Annotated in this window: 13 protein-coding genes; 4 read left to right on the top strand and 9 right to left on the bottom strand. The window is 56.7% G+C overall.

Annotated elements, in window-relative coordinates; all coding sequences use genetic code 11:
* Window positions 1-104 precede the first annotated feature (104 nt).
* Complete coding sequence (locus CA54_RS09090; RefSeq protein ID WP_146370472.1) at window positions 105-1,145, bottom strand: ThiF family adenylyltransferase; 1,041 nt, start codon at window positions 1,143-1,145, stop codon at window positions 105-107.
* Between the two features lie 352 nt (window positions 1,146-1,497).
* Here CA54_RS09090 and CA54_RS09085 point away from each other — a divergent pair, with 352 nt between their 5' ends.
* Together CA54_RS09085 and CA54_RS09080 are read left to right on the top strand one after the other, a co-directional pair.
* Window positions 1,498-1,788, top strand: coding sequence for a hypothetical protein (locus CA54_RS09085; RefSeq protein WP_146370471.1), 291 nt, complete (start codon window positions 1,498-1,500; stop codon window positions 1,786-1,788).
* A 181-nt stretch (window positions 1,789-1,969) separates the two neighbouring features.
* Entirely contained in the window at window positions 1,970-2,536 is a 567-nt protein-coding gene (locus CA54_RS09080) for a ParB N-terminal domain-containing protein (RefSeq protein ID WP_197532317.1), read from the top strand.
* Window positions 2,537-2,721: 185 nt separating this feature from the next.
* Here the strand turns inward: CA54_RS09080 and ispG are convergent, their stop codons facing one another.
* Both ispG and CA54_RS09070 read right to left on the bottom strand, forming a co-directional pair.
* Entirely contained in the window at window positions 2,722-3,870 is a 1,149-nt protein-coding gene (ispG, locus tag CA54_RS09075) for a (E)-4-hydroxy-3-methylbut-2-enyl-diphosphate synthase (RefSeq protein ID WP_146370470.1), read from the bottom strand.
* A gap of 476 nt (window positions 3,871-4,346) precedes the next feature.
* A complete protein-coding gene (locus CA54_RS09070; protein WP_146370469.1) occupies window positions 4,347-5,378 on the bottom strand; it encodes a DUF933 domain-containing protein in 1,032 nt (343 codons plus the stop codon).
* A gap of 285 nt (window positions 5,379-5,663) precedes the next feature.
* Here CA54_RS09070 and CA54_RS09065 point away from each other — a divergent pair, with 285 nt between their 5' ends.
* Both CA54_RS09065 and CA54_RS09060 read left to right on the top strand, forming a co-directional pair.
* Window positions 5,664-6,497 (top strand): ExeA family protein, encoded by an 834-nt coding sequence (locus CA54_RS09065; protein WP_146370468.1) that lies wholly within the window; start codon window positions 5,664-5,666, stop codon window positions 6,495-6,497.
* Window positions 6,498-6,832: 335 nt separating this feature from the next.
* Window positions 6,833-8,140: a Gfo/Idh/MocA family protein gene (locus tag CA54_RS09060; protein WP_197532316.1), complete on the top strand. Its 1,308-nt coding sequence runs from the start codon at window positions 6,833-6,835 to the stop codon at window positions 8,138-8,140.
* A 276-nt stretch (window positions 8,141-8,416) separates the two neighbouring features.
* Here the strand turns inward: CA54_RS09060 and surE are convergent, their stop codons facing one another.
* The 6 genes from surE to CA54_RS09030 all read right to left on the bottom strand — a co-directional run bounded on the left by surE (window position 8,417) and on the right by CA54_RS09030 (window position 19,294).
* Window positions 8,417-9,130 carry a 5'/3'-nucleotidase SurE gene (gene surE, locus CA54_RS09055; RefSeq protein ID WP_197532315.1) on the bottom strand — a complete coding sequence of 238 codons (714 nt, stop codon included), beginning with the start codon at window positions 9,128-9,130 and terminating at the stop codon, window positions 8,417-8,419.
* A 172-nt stretch (window positions 9,131-9,302) separates the two neighbouring features.
* Window positions 9,303-10,358, bottom strand: a complete 1,056-nt coding sequence (locus CA54_RS09050) for an ROK family protein (protein WP_146370467.1) — start codon at window positions 10,356-10,358, stop codon at window positions 9,303-9,305.
* Window positions 10,359-10,491: 133 nt separating this feature from the next.
* Window positions 10,492-13,494: an outer membrane protein assembly factor BamB family protein gene (locus CA54_RS09045; protein WP_146370466.1), complete on the bottom strand. Its 3,003-nt coding sequence runs from the start codon at window positions 13,492-13,494 to the stop codon at window positions 10,492-10,494.
* A 128-nt stretch (window positions 13,495-13,622) separates the two neighbouring features.
* Window positions 13,623-16,940, bottom strand: a complete 3,318-nt coding sequence (locus tag CA54_RS09040; protein WP_146370465.1) for an efflux RND transporter permease subunit — start codon at window positions 16,938-16,940, stop codon at window positions 13,623-13,625.
* A gap of 207 nt (window positions 16,941-17,147) precedes the next feature.
* Window positions 17,148-18,539, bottom strand: coding sequence for an efflux RND transporter periplasmic adaptor subunit (locus tag CA54_RS09035; protein ID WP_146370464.1), 1,392 nt, complete (start codon window positions 18,537-18,539; stop codon window positions 17,148-17,150).
* Window positions 18,540-18,580: 41 nt separating this feature from the next.
* Window positions 18,581-19,294 carry a CerR family C-terminal domain-containing protein gene (locus tag CA54_RS09030; protein WP_197532314.1) on the bottom strand — a complete coding sequence of 238 codons (714 nt, stop codon included), beginning with the start codon at window positions 19,292-19,294 and terminating at the stop codon, window positions 18,581-18,583.
* Window positions 19,295-19,422 lie beyond the last annotated feature (128 nt).

Here is a 19,422-nt window from a genome sequence, read left to right as displayed (position 1 = left end):
CCAATATCCCCGCGCTACCAAGTTTAAGAACATCGCGCCGAGAAACCGAGTCCCCCCCGGCGGGGGCGGAGTCCGATGATTGTGACTGGGGCATATGGTTTGACTCAGCTTCCTATGTATTTCGCGTACAGCGTCTTGGCGGTGGGAATGTCCTCGGTCCCTTTAATAATCACGCGACCGTCCTGGAACGCCGTCAGTTCATAATCCCCTTCGTTCAGGGCGATTCGGAACAAGTATTTGTTGTAGTTGATCGTGCCGATTCCTGCGAGGCGATTTGCCAGATCGTCGAACACCAACCGCGTCTTGGAAGGCGGCGAAACCTGGACAGCATTCCGCCCACAGAGGATCGTCGTCTGCGATCCCAACGTGCCGCGTAACCAAACTCGTTCTCCCGCATGGCAGGCTGGGCAGCCGGAGCGATCGCGGAGCCCCTCCATATTCATCCGCCGAAACGTCCCGTCCCAAACATCGATCACCGTCAGTTTCGGTTCAATCAGATTGCGTTGTCCCGACAGAATTTTCAGCGCATCGACCACCTGTAACGACGCAATCACATTAATGATCGCCGCCAATACGCCCGCCGTATCACACGTCTCAACCGACCCCGGCTCGGGAACCGCATCGATCAGACATCTCAGGCAGGCCGTCTCGCCGGGAAGGATTGTCATCGTTTGACCATGACTGCCAATGCACCCGCCATAAACCCAAGGAATTCCGGTTTCTAAAGAAACGTCGTTGAGTAAATAGCGGATTTCAAAATTGTCAGTGCCATCCAGAATCAAATCGACATCGTTGGCCAACCCCATCACATTCTCGTAACTGACGTCGGCAACTATCGGGTCGATTTCAACCGTGCTGTTGATCTTCGCCAATTTGCGCCCCGCAGCAACCGACTTAGGAAGTTGATCGGCGATATCCTGTTCGTCAAAGAGCACCTGCCGCTGCAAGTTACTCAGCTCAACAAAATCGCGATCCACAATCCGCACAAAACCGACCCCCGCACGGACCATCCCCTCAGCCAGCACCGTCCCCAGCGCGCCGCAACCACACACCAGCACGCGCCGCCGCAACAACTCCCGTTGTCCCTCTTCGCCAATCCCATGAAACAGGACTTGCTTGCTGTATCGTTGTAGGTCGTCGGTCATTTTTTAGTCGGCGGTGAGTGAGTGGTGAGTGGCCAGAGCCAGAAGTTCTGCAGTGAATGCAATCGGTATCGTTTTTCGGTTCTAGGTTCGTCATCGCCTCTTCGATTTGAATCGGCCAACCCTCAAGCCTGTTCCCTCAAGCCTCAAGCCTCCGAGGTAGTTTTTCCGTAGGCGGCTGAAAAATTCTCCGAATCTGTCTTCCCACGATGGGTGTAGTAGAGTCAGACTGTCGCGCGCTGGGGTGAGTTGCGAAGGGTGGCGCGAAAATGCTGAATCACGACGTGATCATCAAAGCGCACCCACTCACTAGTCTATCGGATGATCCCAGAGTTTCTCAACGGGGAGGGTAACTGTGTCGACTGTGAAATTTGACGGGACGAAAATTGTGCTGCCAAAAACCGGTGCGGATGTGTTTTGGCAAACCGTGCACGAACATTACGCCGGCGAGGACCAGCGCAAGTGGAAGTACTTGGCGATGCTGGCTTTGCGGGAAAACGCCGGGTGGCCGTTGGACAAAATCGGCATGGTCTTCGGACACCCCAAAGGCCACGTCACCCGCTGCCTAGACCGCATCAAATGCGACCTCAGACAAGGATTCCGCGAAGAGAGCGATGAGAAATGGCCGCTGGACAATCCGCGGTGACTAGTCGGCAGTAGGCAGAAAAAAGTGGCCGGTGGTCAGTGGCCGGTGGCCAGACAGGGAAGGGGGGACCGTTGTTGGATTTACATCAGCCCAACGACTCACAACAACCAACCCTCACGCCTGTCACCTCAAGCCTCACCCCTACGTCCCTACAGCCTAACTCCAACTGAGGAGAACCAACATGGAACTACGGAACATCCCCATCGCGCAGCTACACGGTGCGGAATACAATCCGCGAGTGCAATTGCAACCAGGCATGCCGGGGTATGACCGGTTGAAGCGGTCGATTGATGAGTTTGGATTGGTGCAGCCGATTGTCTGGAATGAACAAACCGGAAACGTCGTTGGCGGACATCAACGATTGACGGTGCTAAAAAATGAAGGGCACGAAACCGTGGACGTCATGGTGGTGTCGCTCGACGAGTCGCGGGAAAAAGCACTCAACGTCGCCCTGAATAATTCGCAAATCGGTGGCGATTGGGATGCGGAGAAGTTGTTAAGCCTGGTACAAGAACTGCACGAACTTCCCGACTTCGACGAAACCCTCACCGGCTTCGACGTCGACGACGTCCGGGACCTATTACTGCTCCCCGACCCCGATTGGAAACCCGAACCGAAAACGGACGAAGCGCCCGGCCTCGTCCGCGTCACCTTAGAAATCGCCACCGAATCCTGGACCGAAGTACAACCAGCCATCGATCGTTTGGTCCAACAATGGGGTTTGCGCGCGCATGTGAAAACCGAATGAACACCGCCAAGAAACGTGGATCCCCCCTAAAAGGGTGGCCGCGATTGCGAATAACAATCGGGGCGGGCACAGCCCGCAAGAAGCCGCAATGACCGCGTCCCTCGACCTGGAAACCTTTGTCATCAGGCAAGCGCGCGGGTGCCACTGGCTTTGCCAGTGTTTAAAAGTGCCAGCCGACTGCCCGCCTATACCCCCGCCGCTTCGCGCCCGGCGATCAACTTATCTAACTCCGCCTTCAATCGCGGCAGAATCTCGTCGTAGCCATACGCCCCAATCGACTGCGGGCCTTTTTTGAGGTTCACAACCGTCGGGCCGCACCACAGGCCTAAGTCGGCGTCGTCGGTTTCGCCGGGGCCGTTGACGCGGCAGCCCATCACGGCGATCGTGATCGCGTGGTCCTTGGCGTAGGCGGTCATCTCTTTGACGTCTTGCGCTAATTCGATGAAGGCTTCGTTTTCCACGCGCGAACAACTGGGACAACTGATGATGTTCAACGTGTCGAGTTGAAAATCGACGAAGCTACGCACGCGGCCGGCGGCGATGTCAGCCAGGATTTGTCGGCCGGCGTCGATTTCTTCCGGCTTGCGGGAGTTGGGCAGCGTCAGCGAAACGCGCACCGTGTCGCCGATGCCTTGGCTGATGAGTTGTTCAAAGGCGATGCGAGTTTTGATGATGCCGTCAGGCGGCATGCCCGCTTCGGTGACTCCCAAATGCATCGGAACATCGGGACGTTCTACGGCGAACCGGCGATTGACTTCGATCACTTTTTGCGGATCAGAATCTTTCAGTGAAACACAGTACCGCTGGAATCCCAGCGAATCCAGAAATTCACAATGGTCCAGCGCGCTTTCCAGCATGGGTGAAATCGAATCGTCGTCGTCATATTTGTCCGCCATGGCCGGATCGACGGAGCCGCAATTCACGCCGATGCGGATGGCACAGTCCGAATCTCCAGCGACACCAACAATGTATTTCACCTTCTCTTGCCACGGCTTTTCTCGTTCGTGGTGGTACAGGTGTCCCGGGTTGTAGCGGATCTTGTCGACGTGCGGACCGATGATCTCCGCCAATCGATAATTCTCCTGCAAGTCGACCGACAGATTGGCGGTGGTTTGTTTGCGAATTTCAGCTAGGGCAGCCGCATCCGGTTTGCTATCAGCAGCAATCCGCACGACATTCGCACCTGCCGCAACCAGCGCATTGGCCTGGGCAACGGTGGCATCGATGTCTTGCGTATGCGTAGCACACATGCTCTGTACGGCGATGGGATTTCCATTGCCGATGGTGATAGAACCAATATTGACGGCACGAGTGGGGTTGCGCGGCAGGTCCACCTGAGGCTCCCGAAGAGAATTTTTAAGGAAAATCAAAAAAAATGGGTAGTAACCCTTGATTATTACTGTTTCATCAGTTTTACTGTGCACCACGAAGGGCGATTCGGCATATTTTGCCAAAGTCGCGCTTTGTGACGAAAACGGAATTTCATATCTGGCGCTCCTGTCATATCCCTCTATTTTTGCCCAGATACATACTTGAGACGTTTATTCGCTCCTCATCCGCCATTTTTGGATCGAGGAGCTATTTTTTTGCGCGGTTCTCATCGCCTCTTGCTGCCTTACCAATACTGGGGTAATGGACTAAAAACTCAATGTTGGTTCCGATACAAGTCGGTAACCTAAAGGCCGCAGAAAACGCCAATTCACAACTGTCCAGCCAACGGTGCGCTACCGAACATATCATAACAAATCGTCGCCGCCGCGTCGCTGATCAACCCGTTTGGCCATGCCCGACTCTGTTTTCCCCCGCTTCGCTAGACATTGAACCGCACCAGGATTTCGTCGCCATCGCGCATGATGTACTCCTTGCCGACCAACTGATGCAGGCCGGCCGCTTTGACTTCGCGTTCGGAACCGAGCCGCAACAGATCCGCCACCGCCATGATTTCCGCTCGGATAAAGCCCCGTGCCAAGTCGGTGTGAATCGTACCGGCCGCTTCGACGGCAGATTCGCCCCGCCGCAACAGCCAGGCCCGGACCTCTTTTTCGTCGGAAGTGAAAAACGTGATCTGCTCAGTGATCTCGAAAATCGCTCGCAACAGTTGTTTGCGACACGGTTCGCCCAGTCCCAACTCGGCGGCAAACTCGGCGCGATCGGCTTCGTCGAGTTGTTGCACGTCCAGCTCCAAACCAGCCGGAGCGGCAATGACCGGGTGTCCCAATGCTTCGATGGCAGCCAGCTTGTCAGGATCGAAATCCGCCTCAGCGGTGTTGATCAGGACCAACAGCGGCTTGCGCGTCAGCAGCGAGAAGGACTTGGTATGCTTTTCCTGCTCGTCGGAGAATTCCTGGCTGCGGAGCGATTGCCCCTCGTTGAGCAAGACTTCGATCGGCTCTAAGAATTCCAACTCCGTCTGCAGTTCGTCGCGGTCGGGGCGGGGCTTTTTGATGTTTTCTCGCAGCCGGGCGACGCGATTGCTGATGATCTGCATGTCGGCCAGCACCAATTCCTCTTCGAAGGATTGTGCATCGCTGAGCGGATCCGCTCCGGCATAAGCGCCGATGACTTGGATCAACACGTTGGCTTCCCGCAGCACCGACATCCGTTGCGCGTTCCCTTCTCCTTGGTCGCGGCTCAAACCGGGGGTATCGAACAGTTCGATCTTCGCGGGTGAGATTTTCTTGGGATTGAACAGGGCAACCAAATCATCAAAACGCTGATCGGGAACCGTGGCGGTGCCGAGTTGTCCGGTGTGCGCTTTGGAGATATCGGGGGCAGTTCCGGTCAGCAATTCAAAGATGCTGCTTTTTCCGCCAGCTTGATAGCCCACGAGTCCGATTTTCATCACGCGTTCCTGGTCGTTTGTTTGCGTTCTCAGTACACCAATACTGCTTTTCGCACCGCGCCGGTCGGGGTGTGAGGCAGGGGCGCGCTAGTGTAGTTGGGCAGCCGCCACCGGTAAAGCGATCGCCTCTAGAGACTGTGAAACCGTTTTCGCCACGGATCGCGCGTTTTTTGACCGCTGGGAGTCATGCCGGGGAACGACGCATGCCGATTGTATCGATTGAGACGCGCGCGAAAACTGTCGCCGGACTCCCCGTCTTAAAACCGCACAAGAAAGCCTGCCGACATGTACGCCCAACACTGGGGTCTCGTAGACATCCCTTTTCAATCGACCATCGACCAACGTTGGTTCTATGAAGGACCCTCTCACGAAGAGGCGGTCGCCCGGTTGTTATTCATCGTCGAACAACATCGCCGTCTGGGCGTGCTGGTGGGAGAAGCGGGAACCGGCAAGTCGATGTTGCTGGCCGTCTTAAAACGCGCCGTGCAACGTGCCCAAGGCCAGGTGGTTCACGTCAACGTGGCCGGTCGCTCGGGGGAGGAAGTCGTTTGGGAACTCGCTGCTGGATTACGACTCAGCCCGCGACCCGATGATCCCCCCAGGACACTTTGGCGCAAAATCGAAGAAGTGTTGCTCGGCAACCAACTGGCCCACGTACAAACCGTTTTGGTATTCGATCACTTTGAGTGGGCCGATCGTGAGTGTCAAAAAGCGATCGCCCGCTTGGTCCACCTCAATACGCAAACACCCACCTGGACAACCATGGTAGTGGCCGTCCGAGAAAAAGCCCTCCAGGAAAGTTGCGACCTGTTCCGACACCTGATCGACCTCACGATTCAAGCACCGCCGTTCAGTAACGATGAATCGCGCGATTACGTGATCAGCTTATTGAGCAGAGCAGGGCGTCGCGATCCGTTGTTCACCGATTCGGCATTAGACCGTCTGCACGCATTGAGCGGCGGCGTGCCGCGCGAGCTGAATCGCCTGTGCGACATGAGCCTGCTCGCCGCCATGTCAGCCGGAGCAGTGGCCGTGACAGCCGACATCGTCGGTTCCTTTGCCGCTGAGGAGTCTGCTGAAAAATCGTTCGACCGGCAGACGGTATTGAATAACGTGTGAGTTGCTTCCGGGGAATCGAAGAGGCACAGGAGCGCGAACTGTTGTGCGAAGACCCTCACCCCCGACCCCTCTCCCAGAGGGAGAGGGGGGAATTGATGACGGTGATTCCGCGCAACGGCGCTTACTCCCTCTCCCTCTGGGAGAGGGCCGGGGTGAGGGGCAAGCCACGTGGGATGTTCGCCTTCAAGATCAGCGCAACTTTGCCAAAAAGCTAACGCGCAGCACGCCGCCGTTTCATGGGGTCTCCGGTGAATTTCTCGCCCGAATTGTGCTATCATGGCGTAAACATCTCTGCAACAGTTTGCCTCGATCTGCTCAATTCACAGGACCGGTTGATGACGACTACACGCCGCGACTTTTTACGAACTTCCGCTGCACTGGGCACCGGGATCCTAATCCCCTATACCTTCACCACCGGGGCAGAAACCAAACCGCGATCGCCCAATGAACGGGCTCGCATCGGATCGATTGGGATGCGCTATCAAGGTTCGGTGATTGCCCGCAAAGCGGCGGAGCATGGCGATATTGTGGCTATCGCCGATGTTGATCGCGAAATCGCCGACAAGGCCCAGGCCGAGTTCGGCGGTAAAGCGGACATCTATGAAAACTATCGCGACTTGCTGTCGCGTGACGACATTGACGTTGTCACGATCGGCGCGCCGGATCATTGGCATGCGTCGATGCTGATCGATGCTTGCCGTGCGGGCAAAGATGTCTATTGCGAAAAGCCACTCACATTGACGATCGACGAAGGCCAAGCGATCCTCAAAGCGGTCAAAGAAACCGGTGCGGTGGTGCAGGTCGGAACGTGGCAACGCAGCGATTCGCGGTTCCGTTTGGCCTGCGAGTTAGTCCAGCAAGGACGGATCGGCAAGTTGCGGCGGGTGTCGATTGTGCTCGGCAAAAATGTCGTGGGCGGGCCGTTTGCCGTGACGGAACCACCGGCGCATTTCAATTGGGATCTATGGCAAGGCCCGACCCCTGATGTTCCGTATAACAAAGAGCGAAGCCATTACACGTTTCGCTGGTGGTATGAATATTCCGGCGGGCAGATGACCGACTGGGGCGCGCATCATCTCGACATCGCCCAATGGGGCATGGGCCAACAACACAGCGGGCCGGTGCAGATTGAAGGGACCGCCGATTTCCCCCACCTCGAGAACGGCTACAACGTGGCAACCAACTATCACGCGGCGTATCGCTACAACGACGGTGTCGAACTGGTCGTCGCCGACAATGGTCGTAACGGCGTGATGTTTGAAGGGGACGAAGGCCGGATCTTTGTTAATCGCGGGACCGTGTCGGGAAAACCGGTCGAAGATTTGAAAACCAAGCCGCTGAACCGTGGTGATTTTGCCTTGTACGGCCATGACAATTTGGACCGCCCGGAACGCGCCGGCAAATTGGATGCGATCATCAATCACATGGGCAATTTTTTCGATTGTGTGGTCACCCGTGAAGCCCCCATTTCCGACGTCGCCAGCCAACACCGCAGCGTGAGCGTTTGTCATCTCGGCAACATCGCCATGCGTCTGGGCCGCAAGCTGCAATGGGACCCGCAAGCCGAGTTATTCGTCGACGACGAAGAAGCAAATCGCTGGCTATCACGCGACCGCCGCACAGGATTTGAGCTGGACGCTTGATAAAGCCCGGAACGGGGGAGGGTACGCGGAAAAAAGTTGCACGCATAGACGCAGTAAATCTCTAAGTATCCAGGGTAGCCGCGATGGCGCAGACATCGGGGCGGGCGCAGCCCGCAAGAAGCCGCAATTTCCGCGCACTAAAACGAGCAGAGTCTCATTGGCAGAGACCGCTGAAATTGCTGCGTCTTGTGCCTACGGCACACCGATTGCCGTTGGCAATCGCTGCCACCCGATGATTACTGCCCCAGGACAGCCGGCTACCATAATAGCCATAGGTTATTCGCCCCCTTCGAGCACCACCTTCGTGACAGCGATTTGGCCGGAGAAACAGACGTCGATATCGTGCCCCCGTTGTCGCGGACGATCGTGATAGCTGCCGACGTAGTGATAGCTCCCCTCCCGGCAATCGTACTCCAGCCGATGGGGACTGGTGTCCAAAGGGCAAAAGACGATTTCCGGCTCCGCTGTGGACTCATCGTCGAGTGCGGGGAAGTTGACGTTCCAATAAGCGCCCGGTGGCAGCGGTTGAGGAGCGAGTAACTCCAGGACGCGGCGGGCCATCACTTCGGCGACTGCCCAATCGATTTCTACGATGCCCCGATGATACTGCGAAAAGGCGATGCCCGGTTTGCCTAACAATGCCGCTTCGCGGACAGCGGCAACGGTGCCGGACATATACACGTCAATGCCTAGGTTTCCGCCCTCGTTGATGCCTGACAGCACCCACGTCGCATCGGGCAGAATTTGCGTGGCGCCGATCCGCGTGCAATCGGCCGGTGAACCGTCGAGCGCCAGTCGCCCGGCGGCGACTTCGGTCATTAACAGCGGCCGAAAGACATTCACGGTATGCCCGCAACCGGAGTAAGGCTCGTTCGGCGCAACGACCGTGGCTGTGCCCCACCCATGAACTGCCCGCTCCAGCGCCGCCAACCCGTCGGCATGGATTCCGTCGTCGTTGGTCAGCAGAAGTTTCATCGGTGTTGGCTTCATGAAATAGCAATTCATCGAAATTGTAGAACAGAGCAGTTGCAGGTTCGCTCAATAGTGTAAATCTTGAGTGCGATAAAAACACTGCTGGGCAAGCCAGCAGTGGCACCCAACATCTTGTTGAGACGGTTCCCGGAGCGAGCCATGTCGATGCTGTAACGGACTGCGTAGCGCTTCAGGCAAACGTATCGCGGGCTAAGGCCAGTGCTCCGTGAATCACGACTTCTTCACCCAGTGCCGCGGGGACGATCTGTGCGACGTCGGCAAACGGTGCAAAGACATGTTTGCGATATGCGGCACCGACCGGTTCAAAAAACAATGTGTCCCCCATCAGGGAGACGCCCCCGCCGATTACGATCCGGGCGGGATTGACCAACGTCACGACCTGTGCGATCGCCCAGCCCAAAGTGTCGGTCGCGTCGTTGAGCAGTCCCCGGCAAAACGGATCTCCCACCGCCGCAGCTGTGGCGATGTGTTTGGTCGTGATTTTCTCTGGATCATTCCCGGTCAATTCCAAGAGACGACCGGCCGGCGCGGACGGTTCGGCCTGGGCAATCATCTCCGGCGCAGCGGCGGTGCGGTGAGCGGCGGCGAAGGAGGCGGCTGCTGTTTGATCGGCAATTGCTTGTCGTGCGCGCTGTGTGATGCCGAAACCCGAGGCGATTTGTTCGACCGTGGTGCCGGGGTAGGGCAGGTGCCCGGGAACGTTGCCGGGCCTCAGGTGTCCGATCTCAGCCGCGCCGCGACCACTCCCGCGATAAACCTGGCCACCCAGAATCAAACCGCCGCCAATCCCCGATCCGACGGTGATATAAAACACCGTATCGAATCCCCGGCCGGCGCCGTAATGCGCTTCGGCCAGCGCGGCGGTGTCGGCGTCGTTTTGCAAAATCCCCGGAATTCCCAGCGTCTCCGCTGCCCAATCGACGATCGGAAAATCATCCCAACCGGCGACTTGGTGGCTGGTCATCGTACATCCGCGATCCGCATCAACCGGCCCGCCAAATCCGATGCCCATGCCGGCGACGTCGCCATGTTGCAAGCCGCGCGGCTTGAGTAATTCATCAACGCCTTGTGCGATCTGCGCGCGGATACGTTCAGCGCCTTGCGTCGCATCGATATCAGCGCGCCACAACTGTTCGATCGTCTCGGAGTCCAAAGTCCCCAAGCCGATTTGCAGCTTTGTGCCACCGATTTCCACACCCAGCGCGTAGGCCCGTTTGTCCGTCATGTTCGATTCCCCACCCGTCGCGCCGGACTGTTTTCTACAGGTCGTTTCAAAACCGTCTGACGCGTCACGCGGAGACGAAATGACTAGTTTCCGCAACAAGCGCAACCGGTTTTTGAAACTGGTTTTCCGCGAATCATTCGCTGCCTTGAAATGCCACCCAGGCGCGGTTTTGGTAGCTGCAGCGGCAACCGGCTGAGGCATCGGGCAGCAGAACCAACCCGCCGACCGGCAATGCATTGATCCAGCAGCCGGGGCGAATCCCGCCAAAGTCCTCGCGTCCTTCGGGCCGTGACAAATCCAAATACCCCAACGTCGCCGAGCGGAACAATAACATGTTTTTCCCAGCGGCCAATTGTCCGCAACCGTAGGAACGTTTGAATTCAAAGGGCTGCGTTTCCCCCGTCAGCAGGTCCCAGGCGCCGCCTTGGGTATAGATGGTGCGGTCAGTGATGAGCGGGCGGGTGACATACTTCATCGGTTTGTCCCACACGCGATACCCTTCCGAGGCACGAAACACTGCGATGCGGCCTCCTACCTCCGACGGCAGACGAAATCGCGTCGGTTGGTAGCTCATGAGCAGCATGTCGTTTGCTTCGCTGAAAACTAGGACCGTTCCGAAAATGTCCTTGTCGTTTTTCATTTTGATTTTGCCGCTGCGAGCATTCAAAATCACCAATTCACCGGTCGGGTGCTCGTCCGATTTCAAATCCTTCTTGCCGCGGCGTTTCTCCGCTTGATCCAACCGGTCGCCGGGAGCTAAGGCGCGGTCGATCAAAAAGACCTGACCGTCGCCGATAGCAATCGCGTTGTTGCGAATCGATTCCTGCGCATCGTATTGCCACAGCTTTTCACCACTCTCGACGTCGAAGGCGAACAGCGTTTTTGACTCGGTGAAGAGTTCGCTCATGTCGGCCGGCTTCCAGGAATGTCGCACAATGTGGTCCTCATTGACCACCGACCCGAACAGAATGCCATCCTCGCAGGCAATGTAGCCCCACTTCCCTTTTTTGCCCTCGGGCGATTGCGGGGCTTCGTAACGCGTCAGCACTTTCCCGGTCGCTGCGTCGAGTCGCACACAAGTATCGTCCCAGCGGACGAACACACTGTCTCCAGCAGCACAGAAATTACTCCCCGTGCCGGCGGTGCCCATCAGGTGGTCGGCGTCGTGGGCTCGCTGCACGCCAGGCAATGCATACTCCCACAGCGTGCGTCCGTTGTAGGCATCGACCGCGCGGAGCGCATCCATTCCTTCGACAAACAGCCGCCCCTGATGGAACAGCGGTGCATGTCCCCGACCGTGACGCTGCGGCATCTCCAGCGCGACGTCGCGGAACCACAGGATGCTGAGCGGACCTTTGATCGTATCAACACTGCTACAGGTGTTGGCCGGGTTCGAATACTGATGCGTCCACTGCCCCGCATCGGCGAGTGCGCCGCGTGTTTTCACGGACATTTCTCCCGGAGTACCCAGACAAATCATACCGCCATAGGGCCGCTGCAACCGAGCGATTTCTTCTTGGCCCTCGGCGATCTCCTCGCCAGCCACGGAACGCCCTGAGACGATCAGGTTCGCGAAATACTTGGGATAGGTCGTCGCCGCGAGATCGCGTTGATGTACGGTGACCCGTGTGCCGTACAGTCCGGCGTCATTGATGAGCTGACGGGCAGCGGCGACGTTCGCGGGATCGGAATCGACCGCAAAGATGGTTAAGTCGGTTTGCTTGGCCAATTCCAACGCCAACCGTCCATCGCCGCAACCAAAATCAACGCAATACCCGGCCGATACGCCGGTCGTTTTGATAATCTCTTCTGCTGCTTTGGCAACCAATTCATCGGCGGCAGTTTCTTGTGGTTCGATCTTTACCGTTTTTGTTTCATCGGGACTGGCTGCGGCGAAACTATAGATCGTGCCTTGATCGGTGCTGACGTACAAACGCCCCTCGGCGACTGCCAATCCGTACGGCTTGCCGTCGACCTGCGCCGTCCATTGTTGTTCTCGGTCCGTGAGTCCAAAGGTGGCGACGCTGTCACTGGCACCGGAAACAATGGTCTCACCGGCAACGATCAATGACGTCCCGCCGGGAATCTTCTCCGCCTTCCACAATTCTTTGTGCGTCATTTTCGTTTGCGGTTTACCGCGACGATCCGGTTCGGTGGTTTCTACCGGCTTGAGCGCCCGCAGCGTGTGGCCATCGGCATGGAGCAGCCCTTCGGGGAACGCAGCCACGGTACCGGCGCCTAGCTTGTCGGAGGCAACACCATCGCTCGCCACAAACGCCAGTCCGCCGTTATAGAAAAACGGTCCAGCGGCCATCGTCGAGGTGCCGCCGGTGTGTCCGTTTTTTTGCAGATGATAATATTGAAAGGCACCGTCGGTCCGTTGAAACGCCGCCGGAACCGCGCGGCCCGTGGGGACAAATAATTGATCACCTGCAGCAACCACATAACCTTGTGCGGAGATGCCGCTGTTGGCATTGGCACCGCCGTGCGGTTGCGGCATCTCGATCTGGCCCGATTCGCCGTTGGTCCAGACACTTTCACCGGTCGCTAAATCCAGTGCGTGCAGGAAGACTTTTTCCGACTGCCAAATCCCGGCCGCGTAATACAGCGTGTCCTCCAGAATGACCGGTCCCCCCCGCGCCGGCCAACGCGACGTCAACGTGCCGTTGCCTAACACCATGTCATCCTCAGGACCACCGCGCCATTTACGGATCAACGACCCGTCTGCGGCGGACAGGCAGTACAAGTATCCGTCGTCGCTCACGGCATAAACTTGATCCCGCCAGACCACCGGTGCGAACCGCACAGGGCCGTCGGTATAAAACGTCCATTTTTCTTGCCCCGTGGCGGCGTCGAGCGCGTGAATTTGGCCGTCGGCGGAACTGCCGTAAAAAACGGTGTCCCCCGCGGCCACGACGTGAAACGCGCGGTCGAACAGCATGCGGTCATCGCGCGGCCAAGCCGTTTGCGGAGGATGTGCCGGGTGATGCACCCAAGCCAACGCGAGTTCCGCCGGCAGGCTGTCGGTCGTGTAACCGTCGCGTGCGGCATTGCCGCGAAACTGTGTCCAATCAGCAGCGGACAACGGCGACACACAAAGAATCAGGAGGGCGGGTATCAGGAAATTGCGCAGCATGGAGTGCACCTTTTCGCAGGGGAGGATCTATAAGACGATCGATCCTTCCAATATACCGCCCGTCGCGGGTCGCCGAAACCCAGGCGAACGGCCGCTGGCATTGCTCAGCTAAAGTCATGCGGGGCCGTCTATTTGACAACGGCCGGTTCATCGGGGACTTGGGGTTTCTCGTCCCCCGCTGGCCAGCTCTCTTGGTTTCCATTCACGAAGTTCGGTTTGCGGAGCGGGGACTCCGGTTCCGGCGCGGGTGCATCGTCGAGTCCGTCATCGTGCTGCATGATCGATTCGAACCACATGGTGGTCTTGTAATACACCAGATAAAACACCGGCACGAGGTACAAAACCAACACGGTGGCCAACATCAAACCAAAGCATAGACTGACCGCCATGGGAATTAAGATCTGTGCCTGGAACGACGTTTCAGCCAACATCGGCGCCAGTCCGGCCACCGTGGTAACTGATGTCAACAACACAGGACGAAAACGTCGTTCCCCGGCTTCCAAAAGCGCCGCCTTCAGCGGCAACCCATCCCCCAAGCGGCTATTAATAAAATCGACCAAAACGATGGAGTCGTTCACCACCACACCCGTCAACGCCACAAGACCAAACAGGCTAAACAGCGAGATCGGTAAACCCATGAACGCATGTCCGATCACGGCACCAATCATACCGAAGGGGATGATCGCCAGAATCAACAACGGCTGCAGATAGGAACGGAACTGGACGGTTAACAAAACAAACATGCCCAGCACGGCGACGACAAAGCCTTGCATCATGCTGGTGACCGAATCTTGCGTTTGCTCGGCTTCCCCTTCATAGCGGGCATAAACACCGGGATATTTGGCCAACAGTTCCGGCATATAGTCGCTACGCAGCGCCGCCATCGTTTGTGACGTATTTCCCAATTGCTCATCCATGTCAGCTGTGACGGTGATGGACCGCATTTGATCGATGCGGTTGATTTCGCCATAGCTGCGGGCGACGGTGATGTCGGCCAATTCCGTCAATGGCCGTTCGGTGCCGTCATCCGTACGGACGCGAATGTCGTTGAAATTCGTCAGCGATCGACGTTCCTCGGTGGGATAACGGACCATGAGTTTCACTTCATGCCGCCCCCGCTGTAGCCTCATGACTTCGGCCCCGTAATAGGAATTGCGGACGGTTTCGGCCAAATCGCCAACCGTCACGCCCATGGCTTGCGCATCCTCCTTGACCTTAATCTGAAATTCCCATTTCCCCGGCGTCGAGTCGTCAGCCACGTCGGCGACACCGGGATATTTGCGCAATTGTGTTTTACATTCTTCGACAGCAGCCTCCAGCGAGCCGAAGTGGGACTCATCCGCCAGCAGTCGAAATTCGATCGGCAAGCCTTCAGGCCCCATGCTCGGGCTACGGAACGACACGCTTTGCGCGCCGGGAAATTCTCCACATCCTTCCCGCCACTCTTTGACAATATCCAAGCTGACAATCGATCGCTGTTCGGGCGGCACGAGTTCGATTGTGACTTCACCTACGTTGCTGCCGGTGGATTGCCCTCCCGCGCCGATTGGACCATCTGTACTGACACTCCCCACCGTTCGCCGCGTTAGGTCGACCAAATTCATACCCTGGTCGGCATACTTCTGGTTAATTTTTACGATGGCCTCCTCCATCCGTTGGGTCGCTTCGTCGGTGATCGAACTCGGCGTTCCGTCGGGATAGACCACCTTGGCGATGATGGTGTTGCTGTCCAATTTGGGAAAAATGCTCCAAGGAGCGATCCCGCCGGCAATGAGGCCGAAGCAAATCATCATCAACGCAATCGCCCCACTGATGACAATGGCCGGATTATTGACCGACTTGCGCAAAGTCGGCACATACACACGCTTAATGATCCAATCCAAGAGCCGAATGCAGTACCGGTTCATCCAGCCAAAAATGATGGCCAAGGGACGAAACGGATAGAGCAGCCATTCGACCACCATCAAAAACATGCCCCGTTTGTGCGCCAAGTGGCAAGGCAGCACAAAACTGCTCTCCACCAGCGAGATGACCAACATGGCAATTACGGCAACCGGCATCACGGCAATGAATTTGCCCATCACCCCTGAGACATACATCAGCGGCAAAAAGGCAATGATCGTGGTGGCGACCGAGGCGACCACCGCGGGGACCACCTCGGCTGTTCCGTCAATGGCCGCTTGCAGCAGCGGCTTGCCCAGTTGGCGATGCGCATAGATATTTTCACCGATCACGATGGCATCGTCAACCACGATCCCCAACGCCAACAGAAATGCGAACATCGTCAGCATGTTGAGCGTATGTCCGGTAAATAACAACACCGCGCTGGCCCCCAGGATGGCAATGGGAATGCCCAGCGCGACCCAAAACGCTAGTCGCAATTCCAAAAACAGGGCCAACACCAAAAAGACCAGCGCTAATCCTTGCAGACCGTTGCGGGTCAACAAGTCCATACGATCGCGCACGTCCACCGATCGATCGCGCCAAGTTTGCAATTCATACCCGGCGGGGACCTCTTGGCGGGCTGTGTATTCCTTGACTTCATTGACAATGGCCAGCAAATCTTCACTAGCGGTGCGGTCGACGGAAATCAGCAAACCGGGCCGTCCATTGATGACTGTCTCGGCAGTCATATCGGCGAATTCATCCTGCACATTGCCCAGATCGTCGATGGTGAGCACTACTCCGCCCGACTGCGTAACGAGCGGGATCTTCGCGATATCCTCGCCGATGGTCTGCTTGTTCTTGCCACGCAGCAAGACCTCTTGAGAATCGGTTTTGATGCTACCGCCGGGCAATTCCAGGTTTTGCCGTCTCACGATTTCGGCAACCTGCCCCAGCGACAAGCCATGCTTGCGTAGCGCCGTTTCCGAGATTTCGATGTCGATCTGATAATCCTTGCCGCCAATGATATTCGCTTGCGACACCGAGGGGAGTTGCAACAAGTCGCGGCGGACCTGTTCGGTCACCTCACGCAGTTTTAAAGCCGCATCAGGTGAGTCGTCGGCGGTCCCCAAAATTCCCACACGAATCGCCGGTTGCCGAAACGTGATCTGTTTGATTTCCGGGTCTTCGGCCAATTCGGGAAAACTGGGAATCCGGTCGATTTCCGAACGTACTTCGGCCAACGTCTTTTGCACATCGGGAATATTCGATTCCAATTCCAGAATCAAATACCCAAAACTCTCGCGTGCGACGGCTGTCTTCTTTTTAATGCCCGTAATCGAGTGCACCGACTCTTCGATCTTCTGGCAAATCCCCTCCTCCACTTCATCGGGACTCGCGCCGGGATACGGCACGGTGATCAAGATGACTTCCATCTCAAATTCTGGAAAGACTTCGCGGCGCATCATGAACAGACTGGCGCTCCCCATCAGGAGCACGCCAATCATCAGCGTGTTCATGGCGGGAGAATTAGAAACGGCCCAACGGATAATCGATTTCATGGCGATGTCGTTAGAGAGGCTAAAAGGCTAGGGGCTGTCGACCGTAGGAAGTTTTTGCGGGTTTTCCAAACTCAGGTTGGGAAAACCAATCTCTCGAAGCTCCGCTTCGGTCAGCTGCGCCGTGGCTTGGCAGTTCGTTTCATAAATCTCACTTCGACCGGCAAGTAGTAACAAACATGTGCGGCGCTCGGTTTGTGTCTCTTGTGGTTAGTTCATTTCGGGGGTTGTTGTGGCCACTGGCTGGGACGATTCGCGGACTTTCATGCCGTTGCGGACCTCCGCGAGCGGCGAGGTGACGACGTGGTCGCCCGCTTCGATTTTTGACGATGCCGCCGGAAGTATGACAGCCCCATCGAGTGTCTCGGCAGGCTGAATGGTTTCGATGGAGAGTACCCCGTTCCGGACAACCCAAATGCGGTTGCCGGGCCGGACCGCGCTTTCGGGTACACTCAATAACCGCGCAGTAGGCTGGGCGTGAACGCGGACTGTGGTGTACATGCCGGTGACCATCGCTCGCGGTCCGTGAAAATCCATCGGTCGCCCTTGATCGTCGGTGATGCGGACCTCGCGAGGTTTTTTAACGACAACTCGGCAAGGGATCGTGCGCGTCGCAATGTCGAGCCCCGTTCCTTCGTACCGAGATAAAACCCCCTGCCAATGAAAATTGCGGTCCATCAACCGGTAAGTGACTGTCACCGGCGTTTCGGGAATTTCAAAGGTGGCGGCCGCTGACATGGCTTGATCGCTCACATACCGTTCACCCGTTTGATTCCAGATCCAAAACAATTCGTCCATTTTCAAGCCGCATTTCACTTCAGCGGTCGACGAATCATTGATGCGAACCAGTTGGGTGCCGTTGGTGACGTGCGTATCGGTTTCCACCAAATCCTCGATGATCACACCGCTCAGCGGGGCTGTGATCTTAGTTCGGCTCAGGTCCAATTGGGCTTTCTCCAATTGCGTGCCCTTCAACTCCAGCGCGCTTTGCAATCGCTGGCGGCGGGATTTTTGCAACGTCAACAAGTTCTTTTGCACCTGCAGGCTATTCCGGGCGGCCAACTCGTCACGCTTAGCAACGTCGATGTCCGATTCGGTGATCACGCCCCGCTTCGAGAGATCCTGTACCCGCTTCATTTCTTGTCCTTGCAGTACCAAATCTTCCTGGCTCAATCCCACCATCATCTCGGCGTTTTTGATCTCGACATCGTTCTCCTGCAAATCCGCTTCCGCTTGTGCGATCTCCTTGCTCAACCGGCGAACTTCTAATTCATAGTCGCGGGGATCAATTTCCAACAACAGCGTCCCCGCCTTCACATAGTTGCCCGAGTTGCACTCGTCCGACTTGAACGTGATGCGTCCCGCCACTTCGGCGGAGAGGTAGATTTCTCGGTGCGGCACCACAACTCCATCAGTTTCGATGTCCAATCCCGACGCGTGTGCCGCAACGGGAACCCACTCGACGAGAGGATCCATCTGGGCTTGTTCGTCTTCGATCACCATCTCGGGACGCGCGCTGAGAACCTGAAATCCAACGATGCCGCCTATCAAAATGATGACCGGCAAAACGATCCGTAGGATGAGGTAACGGAGAAATTTCATCGTAGGGAAACAACCTTCAAACGATTGAGACTCAAACTTGGTTAACGCGAAACGCTACGACCCGCTGTTGTCGAAGCACGGGAATGGTTGGGGGCGGGAATACTCCGACTTGACTGTGACTGAGACCGTTCGGAGTAAGGCGCGATGCAGCCCAATGCGGCCAATGAAAACTCGGCAATATGTTCAGCAAGTTGTGTGATGCTGTAATGATCCCGTCGCTCTTGTTCGTCAATCATGATGGCGACCACTTCACCCGCCACCCGGTAATTCAAACACTGTCCTAGAATACTGAAACCGATGAGATGCAGTTTGAAATCGGGAGTCCCTTCAGGCATGATCTCCCGCAAAATTCCCACCAGCAGATCGAAATCGGGACGAAAATGATCCTTGACCAGCGCCTTACAGGCAGCCGTGGGATGCAAAACTTCACGCATCATCAACGTCGCCTGCCAGGGTGCCTGATTCGTCCCCAGCATCCGTGTGATCATCGTCATCAAATAATCACGCAGCTTTTCCTCTGGCAACGTCTCCGCCGACCAGACGGGAAACTGAACCTTCCGCACCCTCAACTCACGGGCCTGCGTCACCGTCGCGATATACAATTGCTCCTTGTCACCGAAATGATAATTCACACTGGCGACGTTCACATTCGCCGCTTGGCAAATATCGCGCACCGTCGCATCGGAAAAGCCCTTTTCCGCAAAGACGGGGCCGGCCGCATTGAGAATTCGAGTTCGAGTATCGTCTGTGGACATAGGAAAGAGAGGCTGTCTAGAAATGCAAATCAAACAGTCGTTTGAAACAATTGTATAAAACAACTGATCAACGTCAAGTTCACTTCCCCCCTTTTCCAACCTCCCCAATCCAATCCCCCTCCTTTGGA

Source organism: Symmachiella macrocystis, assembly GCF_007860075.1.
GTDB classification, from domain to species: Bacteria; Planctomycetota; Planctomycetia; order Planctomycetales; family Planctomycetaceae; genus Symmachiella; species Symmachiella macrocystis.
The sequence above is the reverse complement of the archived record's forward strand: the minus strand, read 5'-3'. Positions and strand labels throughout refer to the sequence as shown.

Bases quoted from the DNA above. Each gene is read 5' to 3' on its own strand.
- surE (WP_197532315.1), bottom strand. From the start codon at position 9,130: ATGAAGCCAACACCGATGAAACTTCTGCTGACCAACGACGACGGAATC.
- CA54_RS09090 (WP_146370472.1), bottom strand. From the start codon at position 1,145: ATGACCGACGACCTACAACGATACAGCAAGCAAGTCCTGTTTCATGGG.
- CA54_RS09050 (WP_146370467.1), bottom strand. From the start codon at position 10,358: ATGACGGACAAACGGGCCTACGCGCTGGGTGTGGAAATCGGTGGCACA.
- CA54_RS09045 (WP_146370466.1), bottom strand. From the start codon at position 13,494: ATGCTGCGCAATTTCCTGATACCCGCCCTCCTGATTCTTTGTGTGTCG.
- CA54_RS09035 (WP_146370464.1), bottom strand. From the start codon at position 18,539: ATGAAATTTCTCCGTTACCTCATCCTACGGATCGTTTTGCCGGTCATC.
- CA54_RS09030 (WP_197532314.1), bottom strand. From the start codon at position 19,294: ATGTCCACAGACGATACTCGAACTCGAATTCTCAATGCGGCCGGCCCC.
- CA54_RS09060 (WP_197532316.1), top strand. From the start codon at position 6,833: ATGACGACTACACGCCGCGACTTTTTACGAACTTCCGCTGCACTGGGC.
- CA54_RS09080 (WP_197532317.1), top strand. From the start codon at position 1,970: ATGGAACTACGGAACATCCCCATCGCGCAGCTACACGGTGCGGAATAC.
- CA54_RS09065 (WP_146370468.1), top strand. From the start codon at position 5,664: ATGTACGCCCAACACTGGGGTCTCGTAGACATCCCTTTTCAATCGACC.
- CA54_RS09070 (WP_146370469.1), bottom strand. From the start codon at position 5,378: ATGAAAATCGGACTCGTGGGCTATCAAGCTGGCGGAAAAAGCAGCATC.
- CA54_RS09040 (WP_146370465.1), bottom strand. From the start codon at position 16,940: ATGAAATCGATTATCCGTTGGGCCGTTTCTAATTCTCCCGCCATGAAC.